The organism is Rahnella sp. GSA61A (genome assembly GCF_019969905.1).
In the GTDB taxonomy this organism is placed as follows: Bacteria; Pseudomonadota; Gammaproteobacteria; order Enterobacterales; family Enterobacteriaceae; genus Rahnella; species Rahnella aceris.
In genome coordinates this window covers 294,500-319,740 of the sequence record NZ_JAHXYO010000003.1, presented here as the reverse complement: position 1 = coordinate 319,740, position 25,241 = coordinate 294,500, and the positions used below count along the sequence as shown (strand labels likewise).

The window sequence follows — 25,241 nt, the reverse complement described above, 5'->3', positions numbered from 1 at the left end:
GTGAAAAACTCAGGCCGATTTAAAGATAAAAGCAAAGGTGAACAACATGGCAGGACTTGCAACCGTGGCGAAAATTGCGGGCGAAACAGTAGGTCAGGAATTTCTGATCTTTACTTTAGGCGATGAAGAATACGGCATCGATATCCTCAAAGTGCAGGAAATCCGTGGATACGATCAGGTAACCCGTATTGCTAACACCCCGGCCTTTATTAAAGGTGTCACCAACCTGCGCGGCGTCATCGTGCCGATCCTCGACCTGAGGGTGAAATTCGCTCAGGAAGATGTGATTTACAACGAAAACACGGTGGTGATTGTACTTAACTTCGAAAACCGCGTTGTCGGGATCGTGGTTGACGGCGTATCAGACGTGCTGTCGCTGAGCCAGGATCAGATCCGCCCGGCACCGGAATTCGCCGTGACCATGTCGACGGAGTATCTGACGGGGTTGGGTTCGCTGGGTGACCGTATGTTGATCCTGGTGGATATTGAGAAGCTGCTGAGCAGTGAAGAAATGGCACTCGTTGATAGTGTGACGAAAATTTGATTTTCGTTTTTAAGGTCAAGGTCGTGGGCTCGCCGCCCACACTGGCCCAGAGACCCGCAATCGCGCGGGCCTCTGGACTCCACGCTCTTTTCACTGCGCGCTGTCGCAGGCACGACGGACATGTTCTGTCACCGCAGCGTGTGGCGCAAAATCTTGTCGCTCCGCGATGCCTTCTCCCGGTCCTGAAGCCCCCGCTCTTCAGGCCGCTCCGTTCAGCAAGATTTTTGATCACGCCAGTCTCGATCGAATAAAACCCTCGTTCTGATTCTTCCTGTTAAAAATAAGGGCAGAAGTTTTTTCTTGCTCGTTCCCCGGCGAAGGGGAAGGCCGGGAAAGGGTATTAATGGCATCTCTGAACTGACCCTCTTTTTTGCACTGCTCCTAACTCATTGATTTAATAAGTGCACGTGAACACACAAAAAAGAGGGTATTTCTGCTAAAACAGGGATAATCTCTTGCCGTTCAAAGCGTAAACCTGAAAACCCAACAGTTCACTGCCGCACAGGCAGCACACGAATGCAATAACTCACTGTTTTTTATTTAAATAAATTCCATCTCCAAAAACCCTCCAAAACTCTTCCCCAAAACCGATTGATAATTAAACAGCGATGACGACCCACTTTTCTTTGCGCTCGTCATGATAGAGCTCAGTCATCTTCGCTGAACTGTGTCCCAGCAATTCCTGAGTGTTGATCCCCTGTGCTTTATACAAGCGCTCGGAAAGGGAACGTTGTTCGTGAAATGTCGGCGGGGTTTTACCCTTTTCAATTTTAATTTTTGCGCAATCCCGGGCTTCCGCGAATCGTTGAGTTAATGACCCTTCAGCCACTGGTGAACCCAGCGCCGAACCGCCGATGACAGTTGAGTTATGGACAAGATGTTTACTCAGCACACGGTCGCGACATTTGTTGATCACATCACGAACACTCATGTTGATGGCGTCACATCGCAACGAGAGGGGGATCGCTATCCGGATTTTTCCTTTACCTTTTCCCTGGACTACATGAAGCATGTCATCCCAGATATCAGAGAATTTCATTTTTACTATGTCGCCACGCCGCTGGCCGGTAACAACAGCGAGCAGCATTGCATTGCAGATGTACGGTGACCTACGTTCTGCTTCGTGATAGATCGCCCACCAGTTCTCGAGCGTGAGTCGCTGTCTGGAGACTTCATCCAGTGGTTTACGTGTGGCCAGTGCCGGATTAAAGCCAGGCGGAACCTCACCAGCAAACTGTGCTTCCTTAAACATATCGATCCATGCAGCTCGCATGACCTGTGCCATTCTTGTTTTATTTGCATCGACATATTCGTTTATCAATGCAGCCATCTCACGTGCGCCGAACTCTTTGAGCAATATGTTTTGAGAACGAGCTGAGAGAAGTTCAGCACATGCTTTGCGCCCCCTGGCAGTAGATGCTGCCAGCTCTTTTCGCTGCACACGCCGGTCAAGGATGGCTTTATATTCTTTCACCCATTGCTTTAAGCGCATGTTCTGAGCATTTGGTTCGGCTTTTTGTTTTGCAATATCTATCAGGGCGAAAGATTGAGAAGTTAATTGCTCAGCAGTAATGCGATTCATTTCAAGTGCCGCTGCATGCGCGGCATCTGAATCCGTACCAAAACCAATAAACTCCCCCGTAATGGGGTGACGATATTGCCAGTACGTTTTGTTGTTTCGCTTATCCAATTTGCAATACAAGTTCGGTGTTGAAATGTTGTATTTACGGGGTCTTGCTGCCATTAAGTGCTTTCTCCACTAAAGTGCGGGCGCTGGCTGGGAGATGGTTCGATATTTCGACCCGTTCAACCATACCAACAAACCTGGCTTCCTCATCAACAACCCATCGGCGACCTTGCTTAACGGCTGGGGGATATGTTTGCCGAGTTTTCGCAATACGGTGAAGGGTGGCTTTACAGGGAGGTTCTTTGAAGCCATTTGGTCCTGCTGCCCATTCCGCTAAAGAAACTAATTGGCCCATACTATTACTCCACACGTTTAGTTATAGCCGGCTGCACACCGGCTTACAGATTTGAAAGTTTTTCGATTGCCTTATCGATGGCGGAGGCTAAAACCCAATGCATAGCGTGCATCAATGGGGTCTTTACCTTCCTCTGTTTCGAGGTAATCACCATTGATGCTATCGACCATCGCTTTGCAGCAGGTATTACAACAGCGATATGTCATCAGCTCACCGTCGAACTTTGACACCATGCTGCGATGAATTTCGCCAGGCTGTATATCTCCATAGCAGACAAAACAGGTGTATTTTTTGCGTCCTGTGACGATTTTGTTTGATAGTTCCACATCATCCTGATCGCCGAAATCGCCCTGAAACAGGTCAAAATCTAACGCATCGTCAATTTCATCTTTGCTATACATCACTCACCGCCTTTAACCGTAGAAGAGAAACCAGCAACGTGAATCGCATGTTCAACATCGAAACGGGAAAGCCAGTCACCGTGTTTATTTGGGATCATGACGTTTCGCTCACCTTCGTGGAATGGATGCCCGGCCCGGGCTGAGTAACCGGCTGGCAGCACCACGGGATTAGCCAGCTTGGCTTTCAGCGCTGCGATTTCTTCCTGCGCCGCCAGTAATTTGCGATCCGCTGCTTTCTCGCGATGCAATGCCTTGTGCAGCTCTTCCTCTGAACCGGCAGCACGCTGGGCATCAAGTTCTTTACGAGCAATAATACCTTCAAGCACGCCAACGCTGGCCTCAGCTTTCTCTGCGCGTTCACGTTGTGCATGCAGCGCCGTGCAAGCTTGGTCATATGCCCATTGGGTAGGTGCTCGGTGCTCCCACTGGAATTCAAGTTTTCTGATTTTCTGTGCATTTGCATCAGCCAGCTGGCGCTGTTCTTCGAATGCATTTAGTACCAGCAAAATATTTTGAGCCTTGAACGTGGTATCTGATTGGTCATATAAGTGAATGATTTCTTCACCATCAGAGTTTTCACCCTGGCATTCGACAATCCGATCGGCCAGGTCGCGCATATCACGCATCAGCGCCGCGATATCTGTTGTATCAGTCATACAGCCTCCTCAAGCCCAATCTGCTCTGCTATCTCTGCCAGAGTCTCTTCGCTTTCATTGATGGATTTAGCCATCCAATCGAGCGAAACCAGCTTGCCGTTAGTGACTACTCCGATATTGAAATCATCGCTTCCCTGAACTTTGAAGCCGTGCTTGATGGCCTTCTCGCGCTTATCAAACCCTTCCAAATCAGATGAGCAATTCAAGCCGTGCCCAGTTTCATTGCACCAGGCACTACGCAGGATGACGATGTATTTGGTTGCCTCAGTCATACAGCCACCTTCAAAAACAGGATCCAATGAGTTTTATCGCCTTTGCCGGTCCGCTGCCAGATTGTTGGCTTCTGGTCGGTCAGCGCGATAACCTGGGCAACGGGTATCTGCGTTTCGTTCCATTTGAAAACGAGCGTGCCGTGTGGCCGCAACACTCTGAACGCTTCGCGAAAACCTGCGGCGATGTCTTCACGCCATGTTGTTTTGTCCAGCGCGCCGTACTTCTTCCGCATCCAGCCTTTTTCTCCGGCGCGCTCGAGGTGCGGCGGGTCGAAGACAACCTGCGCGAAACTGTTATCGGCGAATGGCAACTGGCGGAAGTCGGCGATGACATCCGGGCTGATCACCAGATGGCGCCCATCGCATAGCGTGTGATTTTCGCTGCGCACGTCGCTGAATACGGTGCGGTCATCCTGTTTATCGAGCCAGAACATCCGGGAGCCGCAGCACATATCCAGAATTGGTTTGCTGGTCGCTGCTGTCATACAGCCTCCCGAAGTTCTTTGCTGGCGCTCAGTGCCCGTTTGTAACTGGCCTTGGCTGCTTTGTGGGTATCACACCATTCCCCGGCTGCGCGGTGGGAAACCATGCGGAATTTGCCGTCGTTCGGATACCACGAACCATATTCAATTTTCGGCACATCAATACCCAGCCACTCAGCAAACGAGTAGCCATAATCAGCAGCCAGATATTCTTGGTACCGGGTGCGTTTCTTTGGCTCTGGCAGCGCCGCAATTGCGATCTCTTGACCAGCATCCGTAACGTGATAAACGACATCATTTTCTGCGCAGAAAGACGGCGCGGCGCGGGATGTCATCAGGCCAGCAGACACCAGAGATTCCAGGTCGGCATTGTCGCTGTGACCGCTGCTGGCGAGAAAGTAATTGCGGTATGGCTCCCTGTGTCTTTCGTTGATGCCCAGTGCATGCTGCATCAGGCCGATCTGGTGTTGGGTTGCCTTCGTCATACAACCTCCTTCAGTACCAGGCGGCCATCGAGAATGGCGTCACGAATTTCATTCAATTCCCAACCCCAATAAGACGATTCAACGAAAATGCGTAATTCGCCATAATCGTGCTGCTTGCGTTTAATGAATGCCTCAGCAGCGGCTTGGGTGAGATGTCCGTTTATATATTTCCACTGCCAGGTGTAATAACCGACATCCAGCGTCGGAAGGTCTTCAAGAACATCCCACTTCTGGTCAACATTCAGTGCGATGAATGTGCAATTAGGATCATCCATAAAGTTGCGGGCGTGTCTGTCCAGCTCATCCCGTTCCTCATCGTCTAAATCATCCCAATATTCCTGAGGACTGAACCAGTGCATGAAGTCACCAGTGTTGTCATACACCAACTTTTCGCCATACTCTGCATCGAGACCGGTAACCATCCGCTTTTCTTGAACGGTGAATACCGCATTGGCTGTGCCATGGTCACGAACACCCTCGCCACGGCAGTCATAATGAAGACGCTGCCTGAACTCTTCGAAAGTTTCATGGGTCAGCTTCGCTCCGTTGGCGATACTTAGTTTGCTTGTCTCAGTCATTACCATTCTCCCCAACTAAACGACGCTGCAACAGGGCCAAGTTCTTCCGATGCTACAAAAGTGCGATCTTCTGGAGGGGTAACTGTCTCAGGCCGCCAGCCTTGCGAAATATGACCGCCTTTCCGTAAACCTTCCAGGCACATACTGACTGTTTCCATCGTCAGCCCAATGCGTTCTAACTGGAACATTTTCCGGTAGACGAAAGAGCGCAGAGCCTCTTCCTTGGTCAGGTGATAGCTTGAGCGAGCAGAGCCTTTCAGGCAGCGTTTAATTCCATTTTTTGACCGAGATTCCATCTGTTTCAACTGCTCGGTAGTCATGTGCGGATAGTCATAGCAATGCCAAAAAGTTTTGGCGGTTTCGCGGATAATGACGCGCTCACGTAGCATTACGATTGGTCGTCCGCTGCTATCGTTTCCGTCAACGTAGCGGTAGCAATATTTTTTATCTTTCATGGCTGCTCCCCCGTTCAGAACATCAGCTCTTCCCAGCGGCGCATAAACAAAGCCCTGGCCTGTACTGGGTTGAGAGGTGTGATAAGAATGTCGGTCGGTTGAATACCTTCCAGAATCGGCCAGTAGTTATCTGCATCGACTTCCAGATCCCGGCGTTCGGTGGCCAACATGATCAGATCAGCGGTTTTGACGATTGCACTCATCTCACGCGGCAGTTCGTACTTCTCGCGGATCAGGCTATCAATCTGGCGCTCGATGCGGGAATAGTCCGGCAGCATGCGTTTCAGTGGGGCAGGGATGTCCTTCATGTACGCTTCAGTGGCGTCATGCAATAGGGCTTCACGCTGGTATTGCGGTTCAACAATCATGCTGCACAGAACAGAGTGCTGAGCCACGCTGTAGAAGTCGGAAATCTGCCCGGCAAAGCGGCATTCATGTGAGAGGCCCTGCGCAATGTCGCCGATATTGAAGGCGAGCAGATTAGGATTTGAGAAATCCAGATGCTGGCCGGAGAAAGTGGTTAACCAGGTCATAAAATTACTCCACACGTATATTTAGGTTGAGCGAATCCCTTGCCAGTGATGGCAATTAAATTTCATTACTCAGATTTAAATAACGCCCGGTGCTCTGGGCGGCTGTATTACTGAGGGTTAATTTCTTTTTCCTGCGGCTTGTAGCTCAGCAGTACACACAGGGTATTAATGACGCTGGTCAGCAACAGTGTTGTCACCGATACTTCATGACGCCAACGGTACGGCAGATCGTCTTCGTCGTTATCAGCCAGTTCGCGCAGGTCGATACGTTTGAAGTGGAAATTTTCAGTCAGCAGGAAACTCACATCGCCGTAACGTAGGTTGATGGAATCGACGATATAACTGTTGTCCAAATTCTCTCGCAGTTCTTCCCGGATGCTGTCAATGTCAGCTGCATATTTGATAGTTTCTTTCTGTTCAACTTTGCGTGACAGTTGGGTGAAATCGCCAACGTGGAAGCCGTCGAACGCACGTTCATCGCCATTCAGGTATGTTTTAAGCTTGGTGGTCAGGCCGTGTTTGATATCGCTTATATGGATGGTTTCAGTTTTCACGGATCCAACGGCTTTGACCAGGTAACTTACCAGCACGCCAGCATAATGTTTGCTGCCGGTGGCAACGATCAGCAGGTGGTGCTCAGTGTTGTAAAACGCGTTCAGCACGGTGGTTTTCACGAATGCCTGTTTGCAGAAGTCCGCCAGCACCATGTCTTTGATATTCAGCTTTTCAGCGCGCTTTAATTTCTTGCCGACTTCAAGCTCGATAGTGGCCACGCGATCCTGAACCTCTTTCCTCACCGCGGCGCCGGGAATGATTTTCTCATCGATGCGCAGTGAAAGAGATAGCCCACCCTGGAATGGAGTTACCAGTTCGGCGGTGATCAGGTTCGGGATAAAGCCAACGCGCGCCATTTCCAGTTCACCAATTTCGGAGAACGGAAATTCTTTAAGGTGTCCGGCCAGCAGGTCAGCATCGGGCAGGTGGGCCTTATAGACGATTGCATTTTTGATTGTCGCTAATTTCATTGTTTGCTCCACACGTTTTGAGATGGTCATTCTTCTGCACAAAAATGATGAATGTTGTGAAAAAATTGGCGGTGGTCATGATCAGAACATTATCTTCGCTCCCCCTGATGTTGGATGGTTGAAGAGTCATGCCACCGCCGAAATACAGCTACACACAGCAATTATCGAGGTTCCACGTCGATCTGATTGAGCGGCGGGAGTCGAACCCGCAATCGGGTAGGGAACCCGACCATCACCAGGATGCTTTGCACAACGGGAAGAACACTGGGACTGTGGTCAGATTGGGTTGATGGTAAGTGAGTCCCTCAACCCCCAGTGTTCTTGCCGTTGTGTGCCTGGTCACTTCTCCACCTCAGGCGGCGGTGGTATCTTGGGAGTTCTCACACAACCAAGAAGGGAAAAACATGATCAACGGATTTGCTCACCTCTTTGTTCAAATCAAAGAAAACATTGCTAAAACTCGCGGTGTTAAAACAAATGGTTTTATCGATAGCAACGAGGTTGCTTGTGTTAATAATCGCGCTGCACAAATCTGCGCGCTTGACCTCCTTCTCGCCGAGCACCGAAAAAAATATGGCACCCGATTTAATGGCTTGAACGGAAAGCAAGCCCTGCACCATAAACTGTTAATAAAATACCAATGGCCTTTGTCACTGATCAGAGAGCTGAAACTCGAAGACGCTCTTCTTGCACTGCATGATGAATTAGCTTTCGAATCGTTTGGTGAGGACGCTTGTAAATACCTTCAGCGGGTCACCCTGTCACAACACCCTGTCAACTTTCCTGACTACCTTGAAACTGAATGGGATCTAATGTTGTCGGAAAAATTTCTATTTGACTCTCAAGACCAACCTTACTGATCTGCATGTCCAACTCTGCAAGCCTTTCCCCAAGAGAGGCTTTTTCATCTTCCAAAGCCCGTAAAACAGTGAGGCGCTCAGCCTTGTAAGTGAGCCATGCAAACAACTCATCGTTATTCAGGCCGCCAGAGATGATTTTCGGTTCCTGCTTGTCCATCCTGATACCTCATTAAGCTGCGGTGTTCTTCCCGTTGTGCTGCCGATGAGGAAAAGATAAAACACAATTGCGAATCACGCAAGTATTAAATTGCATATTACGCAATAAAAAGGGCGAAAAAAAACCGCCATGAAAGGCGGTCAGTTTTTTCAGAGAGGGGTTAGCCGTGACGCTTATATGCCTGAGACTGGCTTATCATAACCTTGCCAAATACATAGAAACGATGTTGATTCGATTCATCTACGGCCCATTCTCTATATTTATTGTTATCAGAGATCACCAAGATTTTATCAGGAATCATCTGCAATCTTTTGACGTAAATTTTATCATCAAATCCAAATACATAAATCCCGTCACCATCAAAGTCTGTCACGGAAACATCGACAAATATCAGGTCCCCCGGCTCAATGGTGTCAGCCATGCTATCACCGCGTACATTGATTACTTTCACTGTCTCGGGAGGCCTGCTACCGAACATGGCAATAGCACGCTCGTTGTTATACTCAATGGACCTGATCACATCGATCACATCACTTCCCTGAATAAATCCACCGCCCGCACTAGCGCTTATATCAAGTATGTCGACTCTGAACACGGCTGTTTCCTTCTGAACCACAGGATTATTTTTACTGTATTCATATACAGTAGTCCTGTTTTCAGCCGCAGTAAAGAGTTCGGCGACTCCAACGCCTAAAGCTTCAGCAAATTTACTAAGTGATTGTTCAGTAAATGACTTTTGCTTTCCGGTTTCTAGGCGTGAAATATTCGCGCCATCAATTCCTACAGCGTCAGCCAGGTCTGAAATTTTCATTCCCTTCGCCAGGCGAAGTTCTCTTATGCGTTTTCCTATGTTCATGCGTCCATTACAAGTTGTTTTTGCGTCATATGCAAAGCGACTTGCGCAATTCGTAACTACCCTTTAATATGCGAATTGCGCAATTATAGGAGGTTTTATGCAATCACCATTACGAAGCTTGCGTATCTCGCAAGGTCACACGCTTTCACATGTAGCGAAGCTGATTGAAATCGACCCAGCCAATTTAAGCCGCATTGAAAGAGGGCAGCAGATGGCGTCTCTCGAAGTGGCCGAACGGTTGGTCAAATTTTATGAAGGCCAGATTAACGAGCTGCAAATTTTATACCCCCATCGCTACCCAGACTTTATTTCATCTGGAAAGACTAACACCGCTGGCGCTCAGCCATAACTACCGAAGGAAAAGCAAAATGGTAGACCTGAAATCAGTAGTTAAAGCGATGTGCAAAGCCTACCCAGGCGGACGGTCTGCAATGGCTGGCGCTCTGGGCATGTCGGAAGCAGGGTTCAACAACAACCTGTATGAAAAGAACGGCTGCCGGTTCTTCGAAATTGCCGAGCTGGAAGCGATGGAAGACATCAGCGGAACCAGCTATCTGGCTGAGTATTTTTCCCAGCGCCGCGGTGGCCTGTTCGTGGATATCCCACAGTTGGATGAATTGGATCAGGTCGAGCTGTTCAGCAAAAGCATGCGGACGGCGGCGCACCGTGGTCACGTCGACATGATCATTCAGGCGGCGCTGGAAGACGGTGTGATTGATGCTGCTGAAGCCGCAGAAATTATGAAGTATCACCATCGCCATTTATCGGCGCGTGATGCAGAGGTTCGGGCTGTGCTGGCGCTGTTCGGCAAGAAATGTAAAGCCGGAAAAGGTGACGCCCAAGGAGTGCAGTCCCCGGGCGTCGGCGCATTAACAAACCGTGTGGAGTAATTAACGCATGAACAGTTTACTCGTAAAAGCTGGCGTTCCGCAAATGCGCGGTAAAACGACTGGCGGTACCGCTGGCTCTTTCTCGTATGAAGTGATTATCGATGGCGAGTGGGTGCCGTGCAACTACCAGTTCGCGGCGTGGTGGGTAGGTTACATCCGCCAGAGTAGCCAGAAGGTGACGGCATGTCTGAAGAAATCCAAAAGCTGGACAGGCGTTACAAGGATTGGCGGGGCGTTGTGGTACACGTCGTGGGCTTCGACAGAGCAGGGGATCGCGTCATCTTCATGCGTGCCGGTTACCCGCATGAATGCGCCCAGCCTACTGAACAATTCCGGCGAAAATTTAAGAGGGTCTTATGAGCGTTAAGTTATCCGCATACGTTTGGGATGGTTGCGCTGCTGCCGGTTTAAAAATATCGGCGGTGGCCATTATGGCGCGCCTCGCTGACTTCAGTTCTGACGAAGGCCTTTGCTGGCCGTCGATCACCACGATTGCCCGCCAGCTTGGTGCAGGTGAAAGCACTGTGCGCACTACGCTGGGCAAACTTGAGGCTGACGGCTGGATCACCAGTACCCAGCGCCGCAAGGGAAACCGCAATACGTCGAACATGTACCAGCTGAATATTGCGAAGCTTCGTGATGCTGCTCAACCGTCAGATTCTGACACATCAAAATCTGACGCCTCAAATTCTGACCGGTCAAAATCCGACGCATCAAAATCGAACACGAATACCGGTTTTCACCCGCCAGAATCTGGGGGGGATCCGTTAGTAAATTCAAAACAAGATCCATCAGATAATAAAACCTCTTGTCAGCCTGCTGCGCAGACCGACGCCGAAGTTGAAATTACTGATCAAGCCAAACAGGCACTGAAACACCTGAACCTAATCACCGGTTCCCGTTACCAGCCCGCGAATAGCTCACTGGAAAACATGCGTGCCCGTCTCCGTGAAGGCCACACCCTGGAAGAACTGCAGCTGGTTATCGAATATAAGCAGGTTCACTGGGGCGACTCTCCAAAAATGGCTGAATATCTGCGCCCGGCAACTCTGTTCCAGCCAGCCAAGTTTGAAGGCTACCTGCTCAGCGCGACCAAATGGGCAAAGAGCGGTCGTCCGGCCTGTGTGAACGGAAAGTGGACTTCTGGCAGTGACGTTGCAGTTGATACCGCGGAGCGAGACGCAGCCTACCGCAGGTTCATCAGTGGCGTAGCGGCAACCAAGGCACCGAGTGCACTGGAAAAAATGGTGTGCACAGAGGCCAGCAAAGCCAGCGTCCGCAGCATGCGCGCTGATTTCGCCATTTCGCAGTGGGCCAAGATTTGGAAAGAGTGCGCCCAGCGCCAGCAGGGAGTGAAAGCAGCATGAAAAAAAACTATCAGCAGTTAGTTATCGCCGAGTTATTGCGTGACCAGGCACCTCGCACCTGTAGCGAGATTGAGGCGGAAGTGATCGAGAGAAATGGCGTTGTACCTCCGCGTCATGCCACGTCAACGGCAATCAATGCGATCGGCAAAAAAGCTGCCTTTGAAATCAAAGTGAACCGCGCTGGCCATAAATTCACTTACTCGTTAATCAGTTGGCCTGAAGGCGGCGTTCCGATAAAACCGGCTAAACCATCAAAACCGACGCTTATGACTCTGGCAGAGATCAGCCAGATGTTCGATCAGCTGCTTTGGGCAGTACGTCAGGGAAGGGGACAGGCATGAAATTACGAAGTGAGATAAATGCCGAACTTCAGGCAATTCAGGCTAAAGAAGCGCATGAATTTATCATGCTTCGTGCTGACAGTTTCTGCTACGCGTACTGCGAGATTAAGTCAGCTCTCAGTACAGCCTTGATTGACCACAAATTTTTCCTCGGGCCTGCAATCATTTTTGCGGATAGAGACCAAGCCCTAAATGCAATCTATAGCCTGAAGAGCTTTAAGCAAACTGGCTGGGTCACCTACACCCATTTCACCGGCATGCTTCAGGCATTCTTCTCCACTAGCGAGCCAGCAATGCTTGTTCTGCTGAATCAGGCCTCTCGCAAGCAGGGGGCACTATGACATCTGAATTTTCCAGTACCACACCGATCGAGCACAAAGACCGCTGGCAGACGCCGGTTGAAGTCTTTACGGCGCTGGATCTGGAGTTTGGCTTCTATCTGGATGCCGCTGCCGACTACCAGAACGCGCTGTGTGCCCGGTACCTTACTGAAGCCAATGATGCGTTGGCCACTGAGTGGGAAAGTTACGGCGCTATCTGGTGTAACCCGCCATACAGCGCGATCACCCCGTGGGTGGAGAAGGCCGCCGAACAATGCCGCGCCCAGCACCAGCCGGTGGTGATGCTTTTGCCCGCCGACACCTCAACCGGCTGGTTCTCGCTGGCGCTGTCTACCGCGGATGAAATCCGCTTCATCACCGATGGCCGTCTGTCCTTCATCAATGCCGGTACCGGCAAGCCAGGCAAGAACGGCAACAGTAAGGGCAGCATGCTGGTTATCTGGCGGCCATTTATCAAACCGCGCGGACAGTTCACGACCGTTTCAAGAGACGTGCTGATCACAGCTGGCGCTGATTATCTTCAGGAGGTTGCGGCATGACTAAGAACCAAAAAATCAGACTCCAGTTCATCGATGCAATGTTCGCAGTGCATGGACGCGTCGGCAGGGCTCAAATTATTGATGTGTTTGGCGTTGCAATGGCATGTGCATCAAAAGACCTCACTGCTTATACCAAATTTAATTCTCAAGTTTATTTCAGCCATCAACATCTCAGTTATCTCTGCCGGGAATATTTTATGCCGGTTGAAGGGCTTTTGGATTTGCCCGCCGTTAAATTTCTGGAAAGCCTCAGCATTGTTTTTGCTGTGCCTAATCTGGCGCTTGAAGAAAATGTCATGCCAATTCCACGGGCGGTCAACCATGAATGAACTTCAGAGAATCTGGCTTGATGCCTATCGCGGTTACCTCAAAGCTGCAGATGCTTACGGCGAACTTTGCCCGTCAGATTATACGGCCGCCGGTGAGCATGCTGACGCTGTGCTGATCAGTCTGATCAAAGCAGGGGAGGTGAATTGTGATTGATGAACCGAAAGACGACAGCGAAAACGTGCTGGCCTTCACCAAACGCTTTGAATCAAACGCTGATATCAAAGAAATGCTCAACCTTGTCAAAGCCGATAAGCCAGAGCATGCGCCATATCGTTGTGGCCATGTGAATGTTTTGGTTGATGAACACCTTCGACAGCTTACATGTCGGCGCTGTGGTGCGGTTGTTGATGCGTTCGACTGGATCAACGCGCGCGCAGAGGGAGAGCAGAAGATTGACTGGGAACTCAAATCCCTGCGTCGGGAAGTTGTTGAACATCGGGAGGGCCTCGAAAAGCTGAAACGGGAAGAGCTGAACACGCGAAACCGCATTAAAAACGCCGAAGGCAAGCTGGCGAAAATAAGTATGGAAATCGCCAACAAGAGCATAGCCGCCGGTATTCCAGTCGCCGCCGTCACCCGTGACACCTATACCGACGCGGAGAATTCATGATGCAACTGACCCTGCCATTCCCGCCGAGCGTGAACGGTTACTGGCGCTCTACTAAAAAGGGCGTGCTGATCAGCGAGCGCGGGCGGATCTTCCGTTCAAACGCGCTGGCGTCGATTTATCAGCAGTTGCGCAGCCGCCCGACGGCACTACTCACCGAACTGGATGTGCATCTGGTTCTCTACCCACCGAACAGGGCGAAACGCGATTTAGATAATTTCCAGAAGGCGCTGTTTGATGGCCTGACCCACGCCGGGATCTGGAAAGACGACAGCCAGGTTAAACGGATGCTGGTCGAGTGGGGGACGGTCATAAAGGGGGGGTAAGGCTCAAATAACGATTACAGATTTCAAACCCGCCGGTGTGCAGCCGGTTTAACGTGTGGAGTGATTATGTCGAACAGTTTGCTGTCAGGAAAAGTGGTAACGATGTCGAGCCGTGAGATTGCAGGGCTGGTGAAGAGTAAGCACAGCGACGTGAAGCGCTCGGCTGACCGGCTCGCGGCTGGTGGAATTTTAAGCGCGCCGTTGGCGCACACCCCCTATATCCATGAGCAGAACGGTCAGGAATATGAGGAGTACTGGTTCAATAAGCGCGATTCTCTGGTGCTGGTCGCACAATTATCTCCTGAGTTCACTGCCGCTGTTATCGACCGGTGGCAGAAATTAGAAGAAAGCAGTCTGGTGCCGCAGTCATTGCCGGAAGCGTTGCGACTGGCTGCTGATCTGGCCGAAGAAAAGCAGGCGTTGGAATCACAGCTGGCGCTGGCCGCGCCGAAAGTTGATTTCGTTGATCAGTACGTCATTGCAAAAGGGTCTATGGGATTCCGGTCAGTCTGCAAGCTGTTGAAGGCGAAAGAACCTGAATTCCGGTTATTCCTCATCGATGAAAAAATAATTTACCGGCAGGACGGGCAGTTCACGCCATACAGCACGCACACCGCCGCTGGCCGGTTTGAAATGAAGACAGGTACCAATCCGAATAATCAGCATGCATTCCGCCAGGCACGGTTTACCCCGAAAGGTATTCAGTGGGTTGCTGGGCTATGGGCTGACCATCTTCGTAAGAAACAGGAGGCCCACGCGTGAGAGCATTGTTAAAACCGTATCCTCAGAGGGAGCTGGGGATCGTACAGTTCGCGTTGCCTGCGGACATGGTGAAGTTCTTCAGCAGCAAACGCCTGCTGATCACCAATGAACCCGCTGACCTGCATACCGCGCTGGATGGCCTGGTGCCAGCAGAAGCACAATCACTATCACGGGATCCGCGCCTGTCTGGTTTTCTGTCTTCCCCGGCGGTCATTGCCAAGGTCGGCGGCATGGCGGCGCTGACACTGTGGGTTAAACGCCATCGCGCCTGTGAATGCCCGGACTACAACGGAGAATACCATCACCATGAGCTGGTGCAGATTCCGCGCGGCCGTGGCGTGGTCTGTCTGTGCTGGGCGCATGACAACGAGTTTCGGGAAAAAGAATCGCCAAAACTGGATGCGACCGCGCTGGCGAACGCCGCCGAATTTGTGACTGAGGCAATCCGGTACCGGTATGGTCTGCCGGACGGGCGTCACCTCACGTTGCCGGAGCTGTGCTGGTGGGCGGTTTCGAAAGGGGTGGTTCACCTGCTGCCGGAAGAAGTGGTCTGCGCCGCGCTGGGAATGAAATACAACCCGCCCGGCGGCCAGCGTAAAGAGGCTGACGTCAACCCGTGGGAGAAGCAACCCCGTGAAGAACTGGCGAACAACATAAAACCGGTGCTGGCGCTGGCAATCGATCCGGAGACACCGGAATCATACTTCCGTATTCCGAAGCCCCGTCGGTACGAAAACACGAAATACACCCAATGGGTAAAGCGCCAGCCATGCTGCGGCTGTGGTAACGGGTCCGATGATCCGCACCACATCACCGGCAATGGATTTGGTGGGATGGCAACAAAAGCGCATGACCTGTTCGTGATCCCGCTGTGCAGACGGTGTCACGACTCACTTCATGCGAATACCCCGGCTTGGGAAGAAGAGCACGGTGCACAGGAATTTCTGGTGCTGAAGACATTAGACCGCGCGCTAGCGATGGGTGTTATCGCTACAGGCAAACAAAAATAAGTGTGGAGACAGCATGAACCTTGAAACGATTTTGAAGCATTTTTCCCCGAAAGGCTTATCCATCAGCGACAGTTCCCGCGCGACGGCCAGCGATGCACTGAACATCACGGATATTATGGCTGCGCTGGGAATGACACAAAGCGGGGCTGAATTCGGCCTTCGCCTGTTCCTGGCAAAAGCCGGGATCAGCCAGCAGGATAAAACGATAGCGGTCGGTATGCTGACGCAGTACGCAAAACAGCACGCACCGAAGCACATCGGCAAAGTCGCAGGGCGGCGCATGGCTGAATGCCTGCGCATTATGGCGAAAATGGCATTTGAAGATTACGCACGCTCGGCGGCTGCCACGTCTGATTGTCCGTGCTGTTCCGGTACCGGTTTTTTGAAAGAGAAGAGAACATTCATAAATCAGCTGGCAATTGACCGCCGTGAATATCTTGATGCGCTGCCGGGCAATTTAGGCCTGCTTTACCGGGATGAAATGAAGTCCAAAACTGAAGGCGAAGAGATAGTTGATGTCATTTGCCAGCCGTGCAAAGGCAAGGGCGTTATCTCAAGCCGATGCCGATGTAACGGGACGGGCAAAGTAGTCGATCGGGAAAAATCCATTCTGATGGGCCTACCAGTAGAAAAGGTATGCCCACGTTGTCATGGCGTTGGTTATTCCCGACTGCCAGCGGCAGTGGCACACCGCGCCGTGAAAGCATTACTGCCAGACCTGCCGGAAAGAACGTGGAACAATAGCTGGAAACCGTTCTACGAGAAGCTGATAACCAAATGCTTTATAGAGGAGTCAGCAGCAGAGTCGGAATTTAAAAAGGTTACCCAGTGATTTAGGCGTTGCAAAAGTTGCCGAATCTGGCTAGATTTATCCCAATGATGGGAAATTATACCTGATATCAAGCCTCGGCAAACGCCGGGGCTTCGTCGTTTCTAGGGCTGCCAATTTGGTGGCCTTTTTTTATGCCCTCAATTCGGTTGTGAGGACACCTACAGCGATAAGGGGTTTATCAATGTCTGAGCCGGTTTCAGCTTCAGCGGCTTCAACGGCGCTTGCCACGGTCGGCCTGTTTGGCTGGTTCACCGGTCTGGATTACGGCGTGGTTTTCGGTGCCTTTGCTGGCGCTGTTTTCTACGTCACGTCAGCCGTTGACCTGTCAGCGTGGCGCCGCATTTCATATTTTGGCGTTTCATTCATGTGTGGCCTGCTCGGTGCCGGTGTTGCTGGCGCTAAGTTGGCGGCTTGGCTCAGTTACCCTGATAAACCATTGGATGCCTTGGGCGCGGTGATCATCTCCGCACTGGCGGTGCAGTTGCTTACATTCGCCAGCAACCGGGCAAAGAACCCAACATCACTGATTGATCGGTGGAGGGGGCAAAGTGGTAATAAATGACCCGCTGGTAATTCTGAACGTGATTGTGTGTACGCTGGTGGTTATCCGGCTGAGTTTCTTTCGTAAGAAAGGTGCAACACACCGCCGCTGGGCCTCATGGTTGGCCTATCTGCTCATCCTGATTTACGGCCATGTCCCGCTGCGTTTCCTGTTTGATCATTACGACGGCACTCGCTTAGCCATCTTCTTACTGAACCTCGTTATCTGCATCGCCCTATTCGTGGTGCGCGGCAACGTGGCAAAAATCATTAAAGTCCTGCGAATTCCACAGTAACTCCTCAGAGAGAACCTCATGCAAACCAGTGATAAAGGCTTTGCGCTGATTAAGCGCTTCGAAAGCTGCGTGCTGACTGCGTACCCTGATCCGGGAACCGGTGGCGTGCCGTGGACAATTGGCATCGGGCACACGCACAACGTTAAACGCGGTGACGTGATCACACAGCCCCAGGCTGAACAGTTTCTGCGTGATGATGTGAAAGTGCCGGAACTGTCGATCGGGACAAACGTGAAAGTCCCACTGACGCAGAATCAGTTTGATGCGCTGGTATCGTTTATTTTCAATGTCGGTTCGAAGAACTTCACCAGTTCGACCCTGATCAAGAAATTAAACGCGGGTGACTATGCTGGCGCAGCCAATGAGTTCCCGAAATGGAATAAGGCTGCCGGTCGTGTGCTGAACGGACTTACGAAGCGCCGCGCCGCTGAACGCGAACTGTTTTTATCATGACAGCCGTTATAGCCCTGATTAAAAAATTCTGGAAGCCACTGGTGTTAATCGCTCTGGTGGCTTCTTCGTTATGGGCTTTTAGTCACTGGCGTTATACCGCTGGATATGATGCCGCAGATCAGGCCTGGCAGTTGAAATGGTCACAGCGTGACGCCGCCGATACAGCCGCAACCTTGAAGCGTGAAGGGCAGGAAAGAGCGGAAGAACAGCGCCGACAATTGGCCGCCGATGAGGAACGAAAACATGTTGAAGAAGAACTGGCTAAAGTTCGGTCTGATGCCGCTGATGCTGATCGTGCTGGCGCCGGGCTGCGCAAACAACTCGACACCCTCCAGCGGCAACTCGCAGGAAGTGAAACCGGCCGCCTTTCCGCCACTGTCGCGGCAAGCTCGGCAAGAACCGAGGCCAGCATTCTGCTTGCCCAGTTGCTCAGCGAATCTGACGAAATGGCGGGAAAGTACGCAACTGAGGCTGACCGCAGTTATGTCTCCGGCCAGTCCTGTGAGCGCACCTACGACAAAGTGACTAATCAGGCGCAGATGAATAAACACAAAAATAAGTTTTAATGATGGGGAAGCGGGCACGAACGCCCGCAACAATATTCAGAAGCTCTGTGGTGCATTTGAAAGAATAGATGAGATCTCTTCTTTTGATAAATCCCAACTACGCATTACGGCGTCAATTTCTTTAAATTCAGCAAGCATCACATTGTATAAATGTTCGGATGCTGAATGTGTATTTGCAATTGGTTGCTGTTGTTCAGTGAAGCGGTCGATCCCTTGGAATGCTTCGATAATGCTGTAATAAACGGCCTCGTTATTACCATCAAATCCTGGAATTTGAATATCACCATCATGAATTTTCAACTGATGTTTTTCAGTTAACTCTTTCTGCTCTTCAGGGCTTAATTTGCGAAATGCGTTAGATAGTCCACGATACATATTGAGGACAGAAACTACAAAATCTCTGTCTTCTTTAGTCGGCTCCTCTGCGCCAAGAGATGAATATTGAGCGCTCAGCATCCATTCATTTCCAGTAGAAACAGCATATTTAACGAGTTTTGGGTCAATTTCCGAAGATAGCCCGAGGTGAATAGCGATATCACATAAAAGAATGGTATTGATTTTGTCTTTAATATCCATGAAATAATCCTATTAAGTTAAAGGCTTATGTCTACACCTCCTTATTGGTGAAGTCTATAGATCTAGGTCAAATCAGTAGTTTTTATAACATTGGAGCATCCTATGCAGGTCACTATTGATGGTGTCCCGTATGCACCTGTGTGTAATTCGGGCTCGCTGATTGGAATCGCCATCACGACACACAACCGGCCTGCTGTTCTGGTAAAGACGATTGAACAGCATCTGAAGCACTTCCCGGATGGCGCGAAGTTGATCGTGATTGATGATGGTTCAGCGCCAGCGGCCACAACGCCAGGTATCGAAATAATCAGGCATGAGAAATCACTCGGGATCGTGGCTTCGAAGAACCGGAGCCTTGAGGCGCTGATTGATGCTGGCTGTGATCACTTGTTCTTGTGGGACGATGATGCCTATCCGATCAGCGATAACTGGCATGTTCCTTACATCGAATCCCCTGAGCCTCATCTGGCTTACCAGTTCCTTGATCTGGCTGGCGCAAAGAAGCTGAACGACATGGCTGTGCTGTATCGCGATGACCGGCATGTTGCCTACACCGGCCAGCGCGGCGTGATGCTTTATTACCACCGCAGCGCGATTGAAAAAGTCGGCGGCTTTGACCCTGTTTATGGCCGTGGCATGTACGAACATCCCGATCTGGCCCTGCGTATTCATAACGCTGGCCTGACGACCTGGGCAAATGCCGATGTTGCCGGTTCTGAAACCCTCATCTATTCGCTTGATGAACATGAAGCGGTTAATCGCACTGTCGCTCAGCCTGACCGTGAAGCGTTGGTACGGAAGAATGTGACCATTTTCAATGCCCGTCGTGATTCTGGGTATGCCGGTTACGCGGAATTCCGGCGCCAGCGTGATGTTGTGATCACATCTTTCCTGACGGGGCAGACGGATCCTCAGCGCGGGACGGCAATCAAACCTGATGCTTCTCTGCTTAATGCCTGGTCAGTTTCAATCAGTGGCGCTGACGCCATCGTGTTGGCTGACCAACTCAGCGAAGCACCGCTGGGTGCGAATATCGTTTCAGTTCCAGCATTGCAGATGAGTCCTTACTTCGCGCGCTGGCTGCACATCTACCAGTATCTGAGAGCTCACCCTGAATACCGATTCGTGTGGTGTACCGACGGCACTGACGTTGAGATGTTGCACGAACCGTGGGCAGAGATGGAGCCCGGCAAGATATATGTTGGCTCTGAACCCAAGACATATTCAGATCAGTGGATGCATCATAACCATCACGGGAAAGGTTACGCTGACTTCCTTAGCGAACACCGTAACAGCCCGTTGCTTAATGCTGGTCTGCTCGGTGGCTGTCGTGCTGACGTGATGGATTTTGCACACAAGATAGTCAGTCTGCATTACCTCAGCGAAAGCCACAGGTTCTGGGATAAGGGCAAGACGCCAGCGACTCCGTTTGATATGGGCGCGTTTGGCATGGTGGCGAAATCATTCGGTGACCGTATCGTGACTGGCCCCAAAGTACATACCATTTTTAAATCTGACGGCATCGGTAAGGAGTTCGCATGGTACCGGCACAAGTGACCTTCTGCGTTGTAGGGCACCACCAGCGCCGAGACATGGCGACTCGCCTCGCTGACATGTTGTCCGCGCACCTGTTGATCGATGAAGAAGATCACGGCGCGAACTGGAATCACAGACGCGCTATCGAGTGGGCCAGTCAGCAGGACTGTCGCGTGGTAATACTTGAGGATGACGCTCTGCCGTTACCGGACTTCTCTCGGGGTGTGAATGAGTGGCTGACCAAGTTTCCCGATAATCTCATCAGTTTCTATCTGGGTACCGGGCGTCCGCCGCAGTACCAGCAGCAGATAGCAGCCAGCCTGATTGATGCAGATAAACGCCGAGCTGCCCACATCACGATGGACCGGCTGATTCATGGCGTGTGCTACAGCCCGCCAGTTAGCGGACTAAGCCGCATCATGCAGAACTGGAACCGCGCCAAGGCGGCTGACTATGCCGTCGGTGATGCGCTGGGTGGGAAGGTCATCTATCCATGTTACTCACTGGTGGATCATGCTGACGGGCTCACAGTTGAGCGACACCCAGACAATCAGCCAAGGGTAGAACGTCGGCGCGCGTGGCGCCTTGCCTTATTCCCTGCATGGACCAAATGATAGGTAAATAATATGCCAGCAGCAATTCCCCGCGCATGCCGCAAGCACGGATGTGGGCGAACCACGACAGACCGTTCTGGTTATTGTGAGACGCACCGCAATGAAGGATGGCAGCAGCACCAGCGGGGCCAGTCAAGGCATGAACGCGGCTACGGAACCAGTTGGGACAAACTCCGGCCGGTCATCCTCGGGCGTGACAAGCACCTTTGCCAGGAGTGCGCGCGACAGGGCAGGATCACACCAGCTACGACCGTCGACCACATCATTGCCAAAGCCAATGGGGGTACCGATGACCCAGACAACCTCGAAAGCCTGTGCTGGCCCTGCCATCGGGCGAAAACAGGCCGCGAGCGTCTCAAACGATAATCTTTATCATTGGGTGGGGAGGGCGGGTTGAGAGTTCAGGCCTTTCGCGCTTAAGGACCGCCGCCTAAGTTTTTATCACACGCCCGCAGGTTACAAATCTTTTTTAGGGGTCCCCTGAGGATCGATTAATAGGAGTTTTCAATCATGTCCGGACCGCCGAGAACCCCGACAGCTCTGCGTTTGGTCAAGGGTAACCCATCGAAAAGGGCCTTGAACAAGGCAGAGCCAAAACCCCCTTCTGGGGTACCCCAAATTCCGAAGCATTTTAACAAGCAGGAAAAGTACTGGTTCAAACGGATCGGGGAAGAGTTGGATTGCTCCAATGTGATCACCAAGCTTGATGGCATGGCGCTGGAACTTCTCATCGGCGCGTATGTTGAATGGCGAAAACACCGTGATGTGATTGACCAGGTTGGCGAGACCTACAACGTAACGAACATGCAGGGTGAGACGTTAGTAAAAGCCCATCCACAGGTTGCGATGATGTCAGATGCCTGGAAACGTTTGCGGGCAATGATGTCTGAATTCGGCATGACCCCAGCCGCTCGCAGCAAAGTCAGCAGCGAAGGGAAAGGGGAAGCTGACCCACTCGAAGAATTTTTGAAAAAGCGCAAATGATGAATGGCAACGGTTTCGGATGGTATCCAGTACGCCGAGCGCGTGCTATCCGGCGAGATTGTTGCTGGCGAACTGGTGCGGCTTTCGTGCCAACGATTCCTTAACGATTTAGAGCATGGGCCGGAACGCGGCGTCTACTTCAGTGAGGATCGCGCCCAGCACATCCTCGATTTCTATAACTTCGTCCCCCACGTAAAAGGCGCACTGGCTGGCAAGCCGATAGAGCTGATGGCGTGGGACATCTTCATTCTGATAAATCTTTTTGGCTTCGTTATCCCCCTGATCGATGAAATGACTGGGGAACAGGTGTTCGATGACGACGGCGACGCAATTATGGTTCGCCGCTTCCGTACTGCCTATAACGAGGTAGCGCGTAAAAACGCTAAGTCGACTCTCTCCTCGGGTATTGGCCTGTACATGACCGGCGCGGATGGAGAGGGTGGCGCCGAGGTTTACTCAGCTGCCACCACCCGTGACCAGGCCCGGATCGTGTTCGATGATGCAAAGAACATGATCAAGAAAGCCCCACGGACACTGGGCAGACTGTTTGGTCACGTCAAACTGAACATCCATCAGGAGAGAACAGCCTCAAAGTTTGAACCGCTTTCCAGCGACGCAAATAACCTCGACGGGCTGAATATCCATTGCGGGATCGTTGATGAGCTTCACGCTCACCGCACCCGTGACGTTTGGGACGTATTGGAAACAGCCACCGGCGCGCGTCTTCAATCATTGCTGTTTGCCATTACGACAGCAGGTTCTAACAAAGAGGGTATCTGTTTCGAACAGCGCGACTACGCGATAAAAGTGCTGCGCGGCGTGGTGGATGATGACACTTATTTTGCTGTCATTTATACGCTGGATGAAGACGACGACCCGTTCGATGAAAAGAACTGGCCGAAGGCGAATCCGGGGCTTGGCATCTGTAAGCGCTGGGACGATATGCGCCGTCTGGCAAAAAAGGCGAAAGAGCAAATCGCCGCTCGTCCGAACTTCTTTACGAAGCATCTAAATATCTGGGTGACGGCTGAAAGTGCCTGGATGGATATGGACCGCTGGGCGAAGTGTGCAGATATTGCGCCCGATGATGAGCTGCGTAACTGGCCGCTTTGGGTAGGTATCGACCTTGCGAACAAAATAGATATTTGCGCCGCGGTGAAAACGTGGCGTTCTCCATCCGGACACACTCACACGAAATCGAAATTCTGGATCCCAGAGGGAAGACTGGAGACCGCGCCGAAGCATATATCCGAACTGTACCGGAAGTGGGCAGATGCGGGTTATCTGGACTTAACCGATGGTGACGTTATCGATCACGCCTACATCAAAGCCGAAGTGGAAGCGTGGGTAAAAGGCGAAAGCCTGAAGGAAATCGCGTTCGACCCGTGGAGTGCAACACAGTTTAGTTTGGCACTGGCTGAAGAGGGATTGCCGCTGGTTGAGGTTGCACAGACAGTTAAAAACCTGTCGGAGGCGATGAAGTCAGTACAGGCCGATGTGTACGGAAGCAAAATCCACCACGACAGTAACCCGGTGATGACCTGGATGATGTCAAACGTCACGGTTAAACCTGACAAAAACGATAATATCTTCCCCAATAAATCGACCCCAGAAAACAAAATCGACGGACCGGTTGCACTGTTTACGGCGAAGAGCCGGTTACTGGTCAACGGCGGCGATGATAAACAGGACTTAACCGACTTCTTCGAAGATCCGATAATGATAGGTGTCTGATGAAATCCAAAAAACAACCGGGGCGCGTAAAAAGTGCCCTTTTAAATTGGCTCGGTGTACCTATCAGTTTGACCACCGGCACGTTTTGGCAGGAGTGGATGGGAACCAGCAGTAGCGGTAAAACGGTGACCGTCGATAAGGCGATCATGTTGTCCGCCGTCTGGGCCTGCGCACGGCTGCTGAGTGAATCGGTATCAACGCTGCCGCTGAAAGTCTATAAGCGGGAAAAGGACGGTTCTCGGGAGCTGGCCACCGACCACCCGGCATATAAAGTGCTCTGTAAGCAGCCCAACGGGGAAATGACCCCGTCCAGATTTATGCTGATGCTCGTTGCCAGCATTTGTATGCGGGGTAATGCCTTCATAGAAAAGCTGATGATCGGTCAAAAGCTGGTTGGGCTTAACCCGCTATTACCGCAAAACATGGTCGTTAAGCGACTTGATAACGGGCAATTGCAATACACCTACACCGATAAAAACGGTCAGCGCGTTATTCCTGTGAAAAACATGATGCATATTCGCGGGTTCGGGCTGGATGGTGTATGCGGCATGATGCCGATGATGGCCGGTCGTGATGTCATTGGCTCGGCAATGGCGGTTGAGGAATCTGCCGCGAAAATCTTTGAGAACGGCATACAGAATTCAGGCTTTATTAGTGCAAAAACAGACATTAATAAAGAGCAGAGAGAACGGTTAAAGCAGAACCTGAGTTCTTTTGTAGGCTCGAAAAATGCCGGTAAGGTCATGGTGCTTGAAGGTGACATGACCTATCAGGGGGTAACGATGAACCCTGAGGCAGCGCAAATGCTGGAGAGCCGTTCTTTCAGTATTGAAGAAATCTGCCGTTGGTTCCGGATCCCGCCGTTTATGGTCGGGCACATGACCAAACAAAGCAGCTGGGCATCCAGTGTCGAAGGCATGAACCTTTTATTCCTGACGAACACGCTGCGCCCTCTGCTGGTCAATATCGAGCAGGAGATAGCGCGCTGCCTGCTGGGTAATGATGAAGATTATTTTGCGGAATTCTCGGTGGAAGGTTTACTCCGCGCTGACAGCGCCGGGCGTGCGGCTTATTACACTACCGCCTTGCAGAATGGCTGGATGAGCCGCAACGATGTCCGCCGGCTGGAAAATCTACCTCCGATCCCGGGCGGCGACATTTATACCGTGCAGCTGAACCTCACCGCGCTTGAAGATTTACGCCAAAATAACCAGGCAGCGAGAGCCAACGCATTGCTCGAGCTCCATAACCAACTGTTCCCCGATATTTCTTTCGAACATTCCCCGCTGAAAAAGGCGGCTTAGGAGCCAT

The 25,241-nt window shown here is 51.3% G+C and carries 39 protein-coding genes; 26 read left to right on the top strand and 13 right to left on the bottom strand.

Annotated features, from left to right (window positions below):
• Positions 1 to 46 precede the first annotated feature (46 nt).
• Complete coding sequence (gene cheW, locus LC431_RS05820) at positions 47 to 544, top strand: chemotaxis protein CheW (RefSeq protein ID WP_013575095.1); 498 nt, start codon at positions 47 to 49, stop codon at positions 542 to 544.
• Between the two features lie 598 nt (positions 545 to 1,142).
• Here cheW and LC431_RS05815 read toward each other — a convergent pair.
• The 11 genes from LC431_RS05815 to LC431_RS05765 form a co-directional block, all read right to left on the bottom strand.
• Positions 1,143 to 2,288, bottom strand: coding sequence for a phage integrase Arm DNA-binding domain-containing protein (locus LC431_RS05815; RefSeq protein ID WP_223509470.1), 1,146 nt, complete (start codon positions 2,286 to 2,288; stop codon positions 1,143 to 1,145).
• Positions 2,269 to 2,526 carry an excisionase gene (locus LC431_RS05810; protein WP_015689711.1) on the bottom strand — a complete coding sequence of 86 codons (258 nt, stop codon included), beginning with the start codon at positions 2,524 to 2,526 and terminating at the stop codon, positions 2,269 to 2,271. The genes LC431_RS05815 and LC431_RS05810 overlap by 20 nt, the downstream gene beginning before the upstream one ends.
• Positions 2,527 to 2,597: 71 nt before the next feature.
• The gene (locus LC431_RS05805; RefSeq protein ID WP_223509469.1) at positions 2,598 to 2,927 is read right to left on the bottom strand and encodes a hypothetical protein; all 330 of its coding nucleotides are present in this window, start codon (positions 2,925 to 2,927) and stop codon (positions 2,598 to 2,600) included.
• The gene (locus LC431_RS05800) at positions 2,927 to 3,583 is read right to left on the bottom strand and encodes a hypothetical protein (protein WP_223509468.1); all 657 of its coding nucleotides are present in this window, start codon (positions 3,581 to 3,583) and stop codon (positions 2,927 to 2,929) included. Before LC431_RS05800 ends, LC431_RS05805 begins: the two co-directional genes overlap by 1 nt.
• Positions 3,580 to 3,855, bottom strand: a complete 276-nt coding sequence (locus LC431_RS05795; RefSeq protein WP_223509467.1) for an antitoxin — start codon at positions 3,853 to 3,855, stop codon at positions 3,580 to 3,582. Before LC431_RS05795 ends, LC431_RS05800 begins: the two co-directional genes overlap by 4 nt.
• Positions 3,852 to 4,340 (bottom strand): class I SAM-dependent methyltransferase, encoded by a 489-nt coding sequence (locus LC431_RS05790; RefSeq protein WP_223509466.1) that lies wholly within the window; start codon positions 4,338 to 4,340, stop codon positions 3,852 to 3,854. The genes LC431_RS05795 and LC431_RS05790 overlap by 4 nt, the downstream gene beginning before the upstream one ends.
• The gene (locus LC431_RS05785; protein ID WP_223509465.1) at positions 4,337 to 4,822 is read right to left on the bottom strand and encodes a hypothetical protein; all 486 of its coding nucleotides are present in this window, start codon (positions 4,820 to 4,822) and stop codon (positions 4,337 to 4,339) included. The genes LC431_RS05790 and LC431_RS05785 overlap by 4 nt, the downstream gene beginning before the upstream one ends.
• The gene (locus tag LC431_RS05780; protein WP_223509464.1) at positions 4,819 to 5,400 is read right to left on the bottom strand and encodes a hypothetical protein; all 582 of its coding nucleotides are present in this window, start codon (positions 5,398 to 5,400) and stop codon (positions 4,819 to 4,821) included. The genes LC431_RS05785 and LC431_RS05780 overlap by 4 nt, the downstream gene beginning before the upstream one ends.
• Positions 5,400 to 5,855, bottom strand: coding sequence for a hypothetical protein (locus LC431_RS05775; protein ID WP_223509463.1), 456 nt, complete (start codon positions 5,853 to 5,855; stop codon positions 5,400 to 5,402). Before LC431_RS05775 ends, LC431_RS05780 begins: the two co-directional genes overlap by 1 nt.
• A 14-nt stretch (positions 5,856 to 5,869) precedes the next feature.
• Complete coding sequence (locus LC431_RS05770) at positions 5,870 to 6,388, bottom strand: HD family hydrolase (protein ID WP_223509461.1); 519 nt, start codon at positions 6,386 to 6,388, stop codon at positions 5,870 to 5,872.
• Between the two features lie 107 nt (positions 6,389 to 6,495).
• Positions 6,496 to 7,413 carry a recombination-associated protein RdgC gene (locus tag LC431_RS05765; RefSeq protein WP_223509460.1) on the bottom strand — a complete coding sequence of 306 codons (918 nt, stop codon included), beginning with the start codon at positions 7,411 to 7,413 and terminating at the stop codon, positions 6,496 to 6,498.
• 404 nt (positions 7,414 to 7,817) lie between these two features.
• Here LC431_RS05765 and LC431_RS05760 point away from each other — a divergent pair, with 404 nt between their 5' ends.
• The gene (locus tag LC431_RS05760; RefSeq protein WP_223509458.1) at positions 7,818 to 8,273 is read left to right on the top strand and encodes a hypothetical protein; all 456 of its coding nucleotides are present in this window, start codon (positions 7,818 to 7,820) and stop codon (positions 8,271 to 8,273) included.
• Between the two features lie 317 nt (positions 8,274 to 8,590).
• Here the strand turns inward: LC431_RS05760 and LC431_RS05755 are convergent, their stop codons facing one another.
• Positions 8,591 to 9,286 carry a helix-turn-helix transcriptional regulator gene (locus LC431_RS05755; RefSeq protein ID WP_223509456.1) on the bottom strand — a complete coding sequence of 232 codons (696 nt, stop codon included), beginning with the start codon at positions 9,284 to 9,286 and terminating at the stop codon, positions 8,591 to 8,593.
• A gap of 97 nt (positions 9,287 to 9,383) precedes the next feature.
• On the opposite strand from LC431_RS05755, the gene LC431_RS05750 reads away from it, so the two are divergent.
• The 18 genes from LC431_RS05750 to LC431_RS05665 all read left to right on the top strand — a co-directional run bounded on the left by LC431_RS05750 (position 9,384) and on the right by LC431_RS05665 (position 18,486).
• Complete coding sequence (locus LC431_RS05750; RefSeq protein WP_223509455.1) at positions 9,384 to 9,635, top strand: helix-turn-helix transcriptional regulator; 252 nt, start codon at positions 9,384 to 9,386, stop codon at positions 9,633 to 9,635.
• Positions 9,636 to 9,654: 19 nt separating this feature from the next.
• The gene (locus LC431_RS05745; RefSeq protein ID WP_223509453.1) at positions 9,655 to 10,176 is read left to right on the top strand and encodes a YmfL family putative regulatory protein; all 522 of its coding nucleotides are present in this window, start codon (positions 9,655 to 9,657) and stop codon (positions 10,174 to 10,176) included.
• A 183-nt stretch (positions 10,177 to 10,359) separates the two neighbouring features.
• Entirely contained in the window at positions 10,360 to 10,536 is a 177-nt protein-coding gene (locus LC431_RS05740) for a DUF4222 domain-containing protein (RefSeq protein WP_120162338.1), read from the top strand.
• Entirely contained in the window at positions 10,533 to 11,543 is a 1,011-nt protein-coding gene (locus LC431_RS05735; RefSeq protein ID WP_223509451.1) for a conserved phage C-terminal domain-containing protein, read from the top strand. The genes LC431_RS05740 and LC431_RS05735 overlap by 4 nt, the downstream gene beginning before the upstream one ends.
• Complete coding sequence (locus tag LC431_RS05730) at positions 11,540 to 11,884, top strand: hypothetical protein (RefSeq protein ID WP_223509450.1); 345 nt, start codon at positions 11,540 to 11,542, stop codon at positions 11,882 to 11,884. The genes LC431_RS05735 and LC431_RS05730 overlap by 4 nt, the downstream gene beginning before the upstream one ends.
• Positions 11,881 to 12,225 (top strand): hypothetical protein, encoded by a 345-nt coding sequence (locus tag LC431_RS05725; protein WP_223509448.1) that lies wholly within the window; start codon positions 11,881 to 11,883, stop codon positions 12,223 to 12,225. Before LC431_RS05730 ends, LC431_RS05725 begins: the two co-directional genes overlap by 4 nt.
• Positions 12,222 to 12,764, top strand: coding sequence for a phage N-6-adenine-methyltransferase (locus LC431_RS05720; protein WP_223509447.1), 543 nt, complete (start codon positions 12,222 to 12,224; stop codon positions 12,762 to 12,764). Before LC431_RS05725 ends, LC431_RS05720 begins: the two co-directional genes overlap by 4 nt.
• Positions 12,761 to 13,093: a hypothetical protein gene (locus LC431_RS05715; protein ID WP_223509445.1), complete on the top strand. Its 333-nt coding sequence runs from the start codon at positions 12,761 to 12,763 to the stop codon at positions 13,091 to 13,093. Before LC431_RS05720 ends, LC431_RS05715 begins: the two co-directional genes overlap by 4 nt.
• Positions 13,086 to 13,247 (top strand): hypothetical protein, encoded by a 162-nt coding sequence (locus LC431_RS05710; protein ID WP_223509444.1) that lies wholly within the window; start codon positions 13,086 to 13,088, stop codon positions 13,245 to 13,247. Before LC431_RS05715 ends, LC431_RS05710 begins: the two co-directional genes overlap by 8 nt.
• Positions 13,240 to 13,704 carry a hypothetical protein gene (locus LC431_RS05705; protein ID WP_223509443.1) on the top strand — a complete coding sequence of 155 codons (465 nt, stop codon included), beginning with the start codon at positions 13,240 to 13,242 and terminating at the stop codon, positions 13,702 to 13,704. The genes LC431_RS05710 and LC431_RS05705 overlap by 8 nt, the downstream gene beginning before the upstream one ends.
• Entirely contained in the window at positions 13,701 to 14,027 is a 327-nt protein-coding gene (locus tag LC431_RS05700) for a RusA family crossover junction endodeoxyribonuclease (protein WP_223509442.1), read from the top strand. Before LC431_RS05705 ends, LC431_RS05700 begins: the two co-directional genes overlap by 4 nt.
• A 66-nt stretch (positions 14,028 to 14,093) precedes the next feature.
• Positions 14,094 to 14,789, top strand: coding sequence for a phage antirepressor KilAC domain-containing protein (locus LC431_RS05695; RefSeq protein WP_223509441.1), 696 nt, complete (start codon positions 14,094 to 14,096; stop codon positions 14,787 to 14,789).
• The gene (locus LC431_RS05690) at positions 14,786 to 15,799 is read left to right on the top strand and encodes a DUF968 domain-containing protein (RefSeq protein WP_223509440.1); all 1,014 of its coding nucleotides are present in this window, start codon (positions 14,786 to 14,788) and stop codon (positions 15,797 to 15,799) included. The genes LC431_RS05695 and LC431_RS05690 overlap by 4 nt, the downstream gene beginning before the upstream one ends.
• Before the next feature lie 13 nt (positions 15,800 to 15,812).
• A complete protein-coding gene (locus tag LC431_RS05685) occupies positions 15,813 to 16,631 on the top strand; it encodes an antitermination protein (RefSeq protein WP_223509439.1) in 819 nt (272 codons plus the stop codon).
• Between the two features lie 181 nt (positions 16,632 to 16,812).
• Positions 16,813 to 17,193: a phage holin family protein gene (locus tag LC431_RS05680; protein ID WP_223509438.1), complete on the top strand. Its 381-nt coding sequence runs from the start codon at positions 16,813 to 16,815 to the stop codon at positions 17,191 to 17,193.
• Complete coding sequence (locus LC431_RS05675) at positions 17,180 to 17,467, top strand: phage holin family protein (protein WP_223509436.1); 288 nt, start codon at positions 17,180 to 17,182, stop codon at positions 17,465 to 17,467. Before LC431_RS05680 ends, LC431_RS05675 begins: the two co-directional genes overlap by 14 nt.
• A gap of 18 nt (positions 17,468 to 17,485) precedes the next feature.
• A complete protein-coding gene (locus LC431_RS05670) occupies positions 17,486 to 17,920 on the top strand; it encodes a lysozyme (protein WP_223509434.1) in 435 nt (144 codons plus the stop codon).
• The gene (locus tag LC431_RS05665) at positions 17,917 to 18,486 is read left to right on the top strand and encodes a DUF2514 domain-containing protein (RefSeq protein ID WP_223509433.1); all 570 of its coding nucleotides are present in this window, start codon (positions 17,917 to 17,919) and stop codon (positions 18,484 to 18,486) included. The genes LC431_RS05670 and LC431_RS05665 overlap by 4 nt, the downstream gene beginning before the upstream one ends.
• Before the next feature lie 36 nt (positions 18,487 to 18,522).
• Here LC431_RS05665 and LC431_RS05660 read toward each other — a convergent pair whose 3' ends face one another.
• The gene (locus LC431_RS05660; protein WP_223509432.1) at positions 18,523 to 19,062 is read right to left on the bottom strand and encodes a YfbU family protein; all 540 of its coding nucleotides are present in this window, start codon (positions 19,060 to 19,062) and stop codon (positions 18,523 to 18,525) included.
• Between the two features lie 102 nt (positions 19,063 to 19,164).
• On the opposite strand from LC431_RS05660, the gene LC431_RS05655 reads away from it, so the two are divergent.
• The 6 genes from LC431_RS05655 to LC431_RS05630 all read left to right on the top strand — a co-directional run bounded on the left by LC431_RS05655 (position 19,165) and on the right by LC431_RS05630 (position 25,234).
• On the top strand, positions 19,165 to 20,619 hold the full coding sequence (locus LC431_RS05655; protein ID WP_223509431.1) for a glycosyltransferase family 2 protein: 1,455 nt from the start codon (positions 19,165 to 19,167) through the stop codon (positions 20,617 to 20,619).
• On the top strand, positions 20,601 to 21,212 hold the full coding sequence (locus LC431_RS05650) for a hypothetical protein (RefSeq protein WP_223509430.1): 612 nt from the start codon (positions 20,601 to 20,603) through the stop codon (positions 21,210 to 21,212). Before LC431_RS05655 ends, LC431_RS05650 begins: the two co-directional genes overlap by 19 nt.
• Before the next feature lie 12 nt (positions 21,213 to 21,224).
• Complete coding sequence (locus tag LC431_RS05645; protein ID WP_223509429.1) at positions 21,225 to 21,578, top strand: HNH endonuclease; 354 nt, start codon at positions 21,225 to 21,227, stop codon at positions 21,576 to 21,578.
• 144 nt (positions 21,579 to 21,722) lie between these two features.
• The gene (locus tag LC431_RS05640) at positions 21,723 to 22,196 is read left to right on the top strand and encodes a phage terminase small subunit P27 family (RefSeq protein ID WP_095921846.1); all 474 of its coding nucleotides are present in this window, start codon (positions 21,723 to 21,725) and stop codon (positions 22,194 to 22,196) included.
• Positions 22,197 to 22,199: 3 nt separating this feature from the next.
• The gene (locus tag LC431_RS05635; RefSeq protein ID WP_223509428.1) at positions 22,200 to 23,930 is read left to right on the top strand and encodes a terminase large subunit; all 1,731 of its coding nucleotides are present in this window, start codon (positions 22,200 to 22,202) and stop codon (positions 23,928 to 23,930) included.
• Positions 23,930 to 25,234 carry a phage portal protein gene (locus LC431_RS05630; RefSeq protein ID WP_223509427.1) on the top strand — a complete coding sequence of 435 codons (1,305 nt, stop codon included), beginning with the start codon at positions 23,930 to 23,932 and terminating at the stop codon, positions 25,232 to 25,234. The genes LC431_RS05635 and LC431_RS05630 overlap by 1 nt, the downstream gene beginning before the upstream one ends.
• Positions 25,235 to 25,241 lie beyond the last annotated feature (7 nt).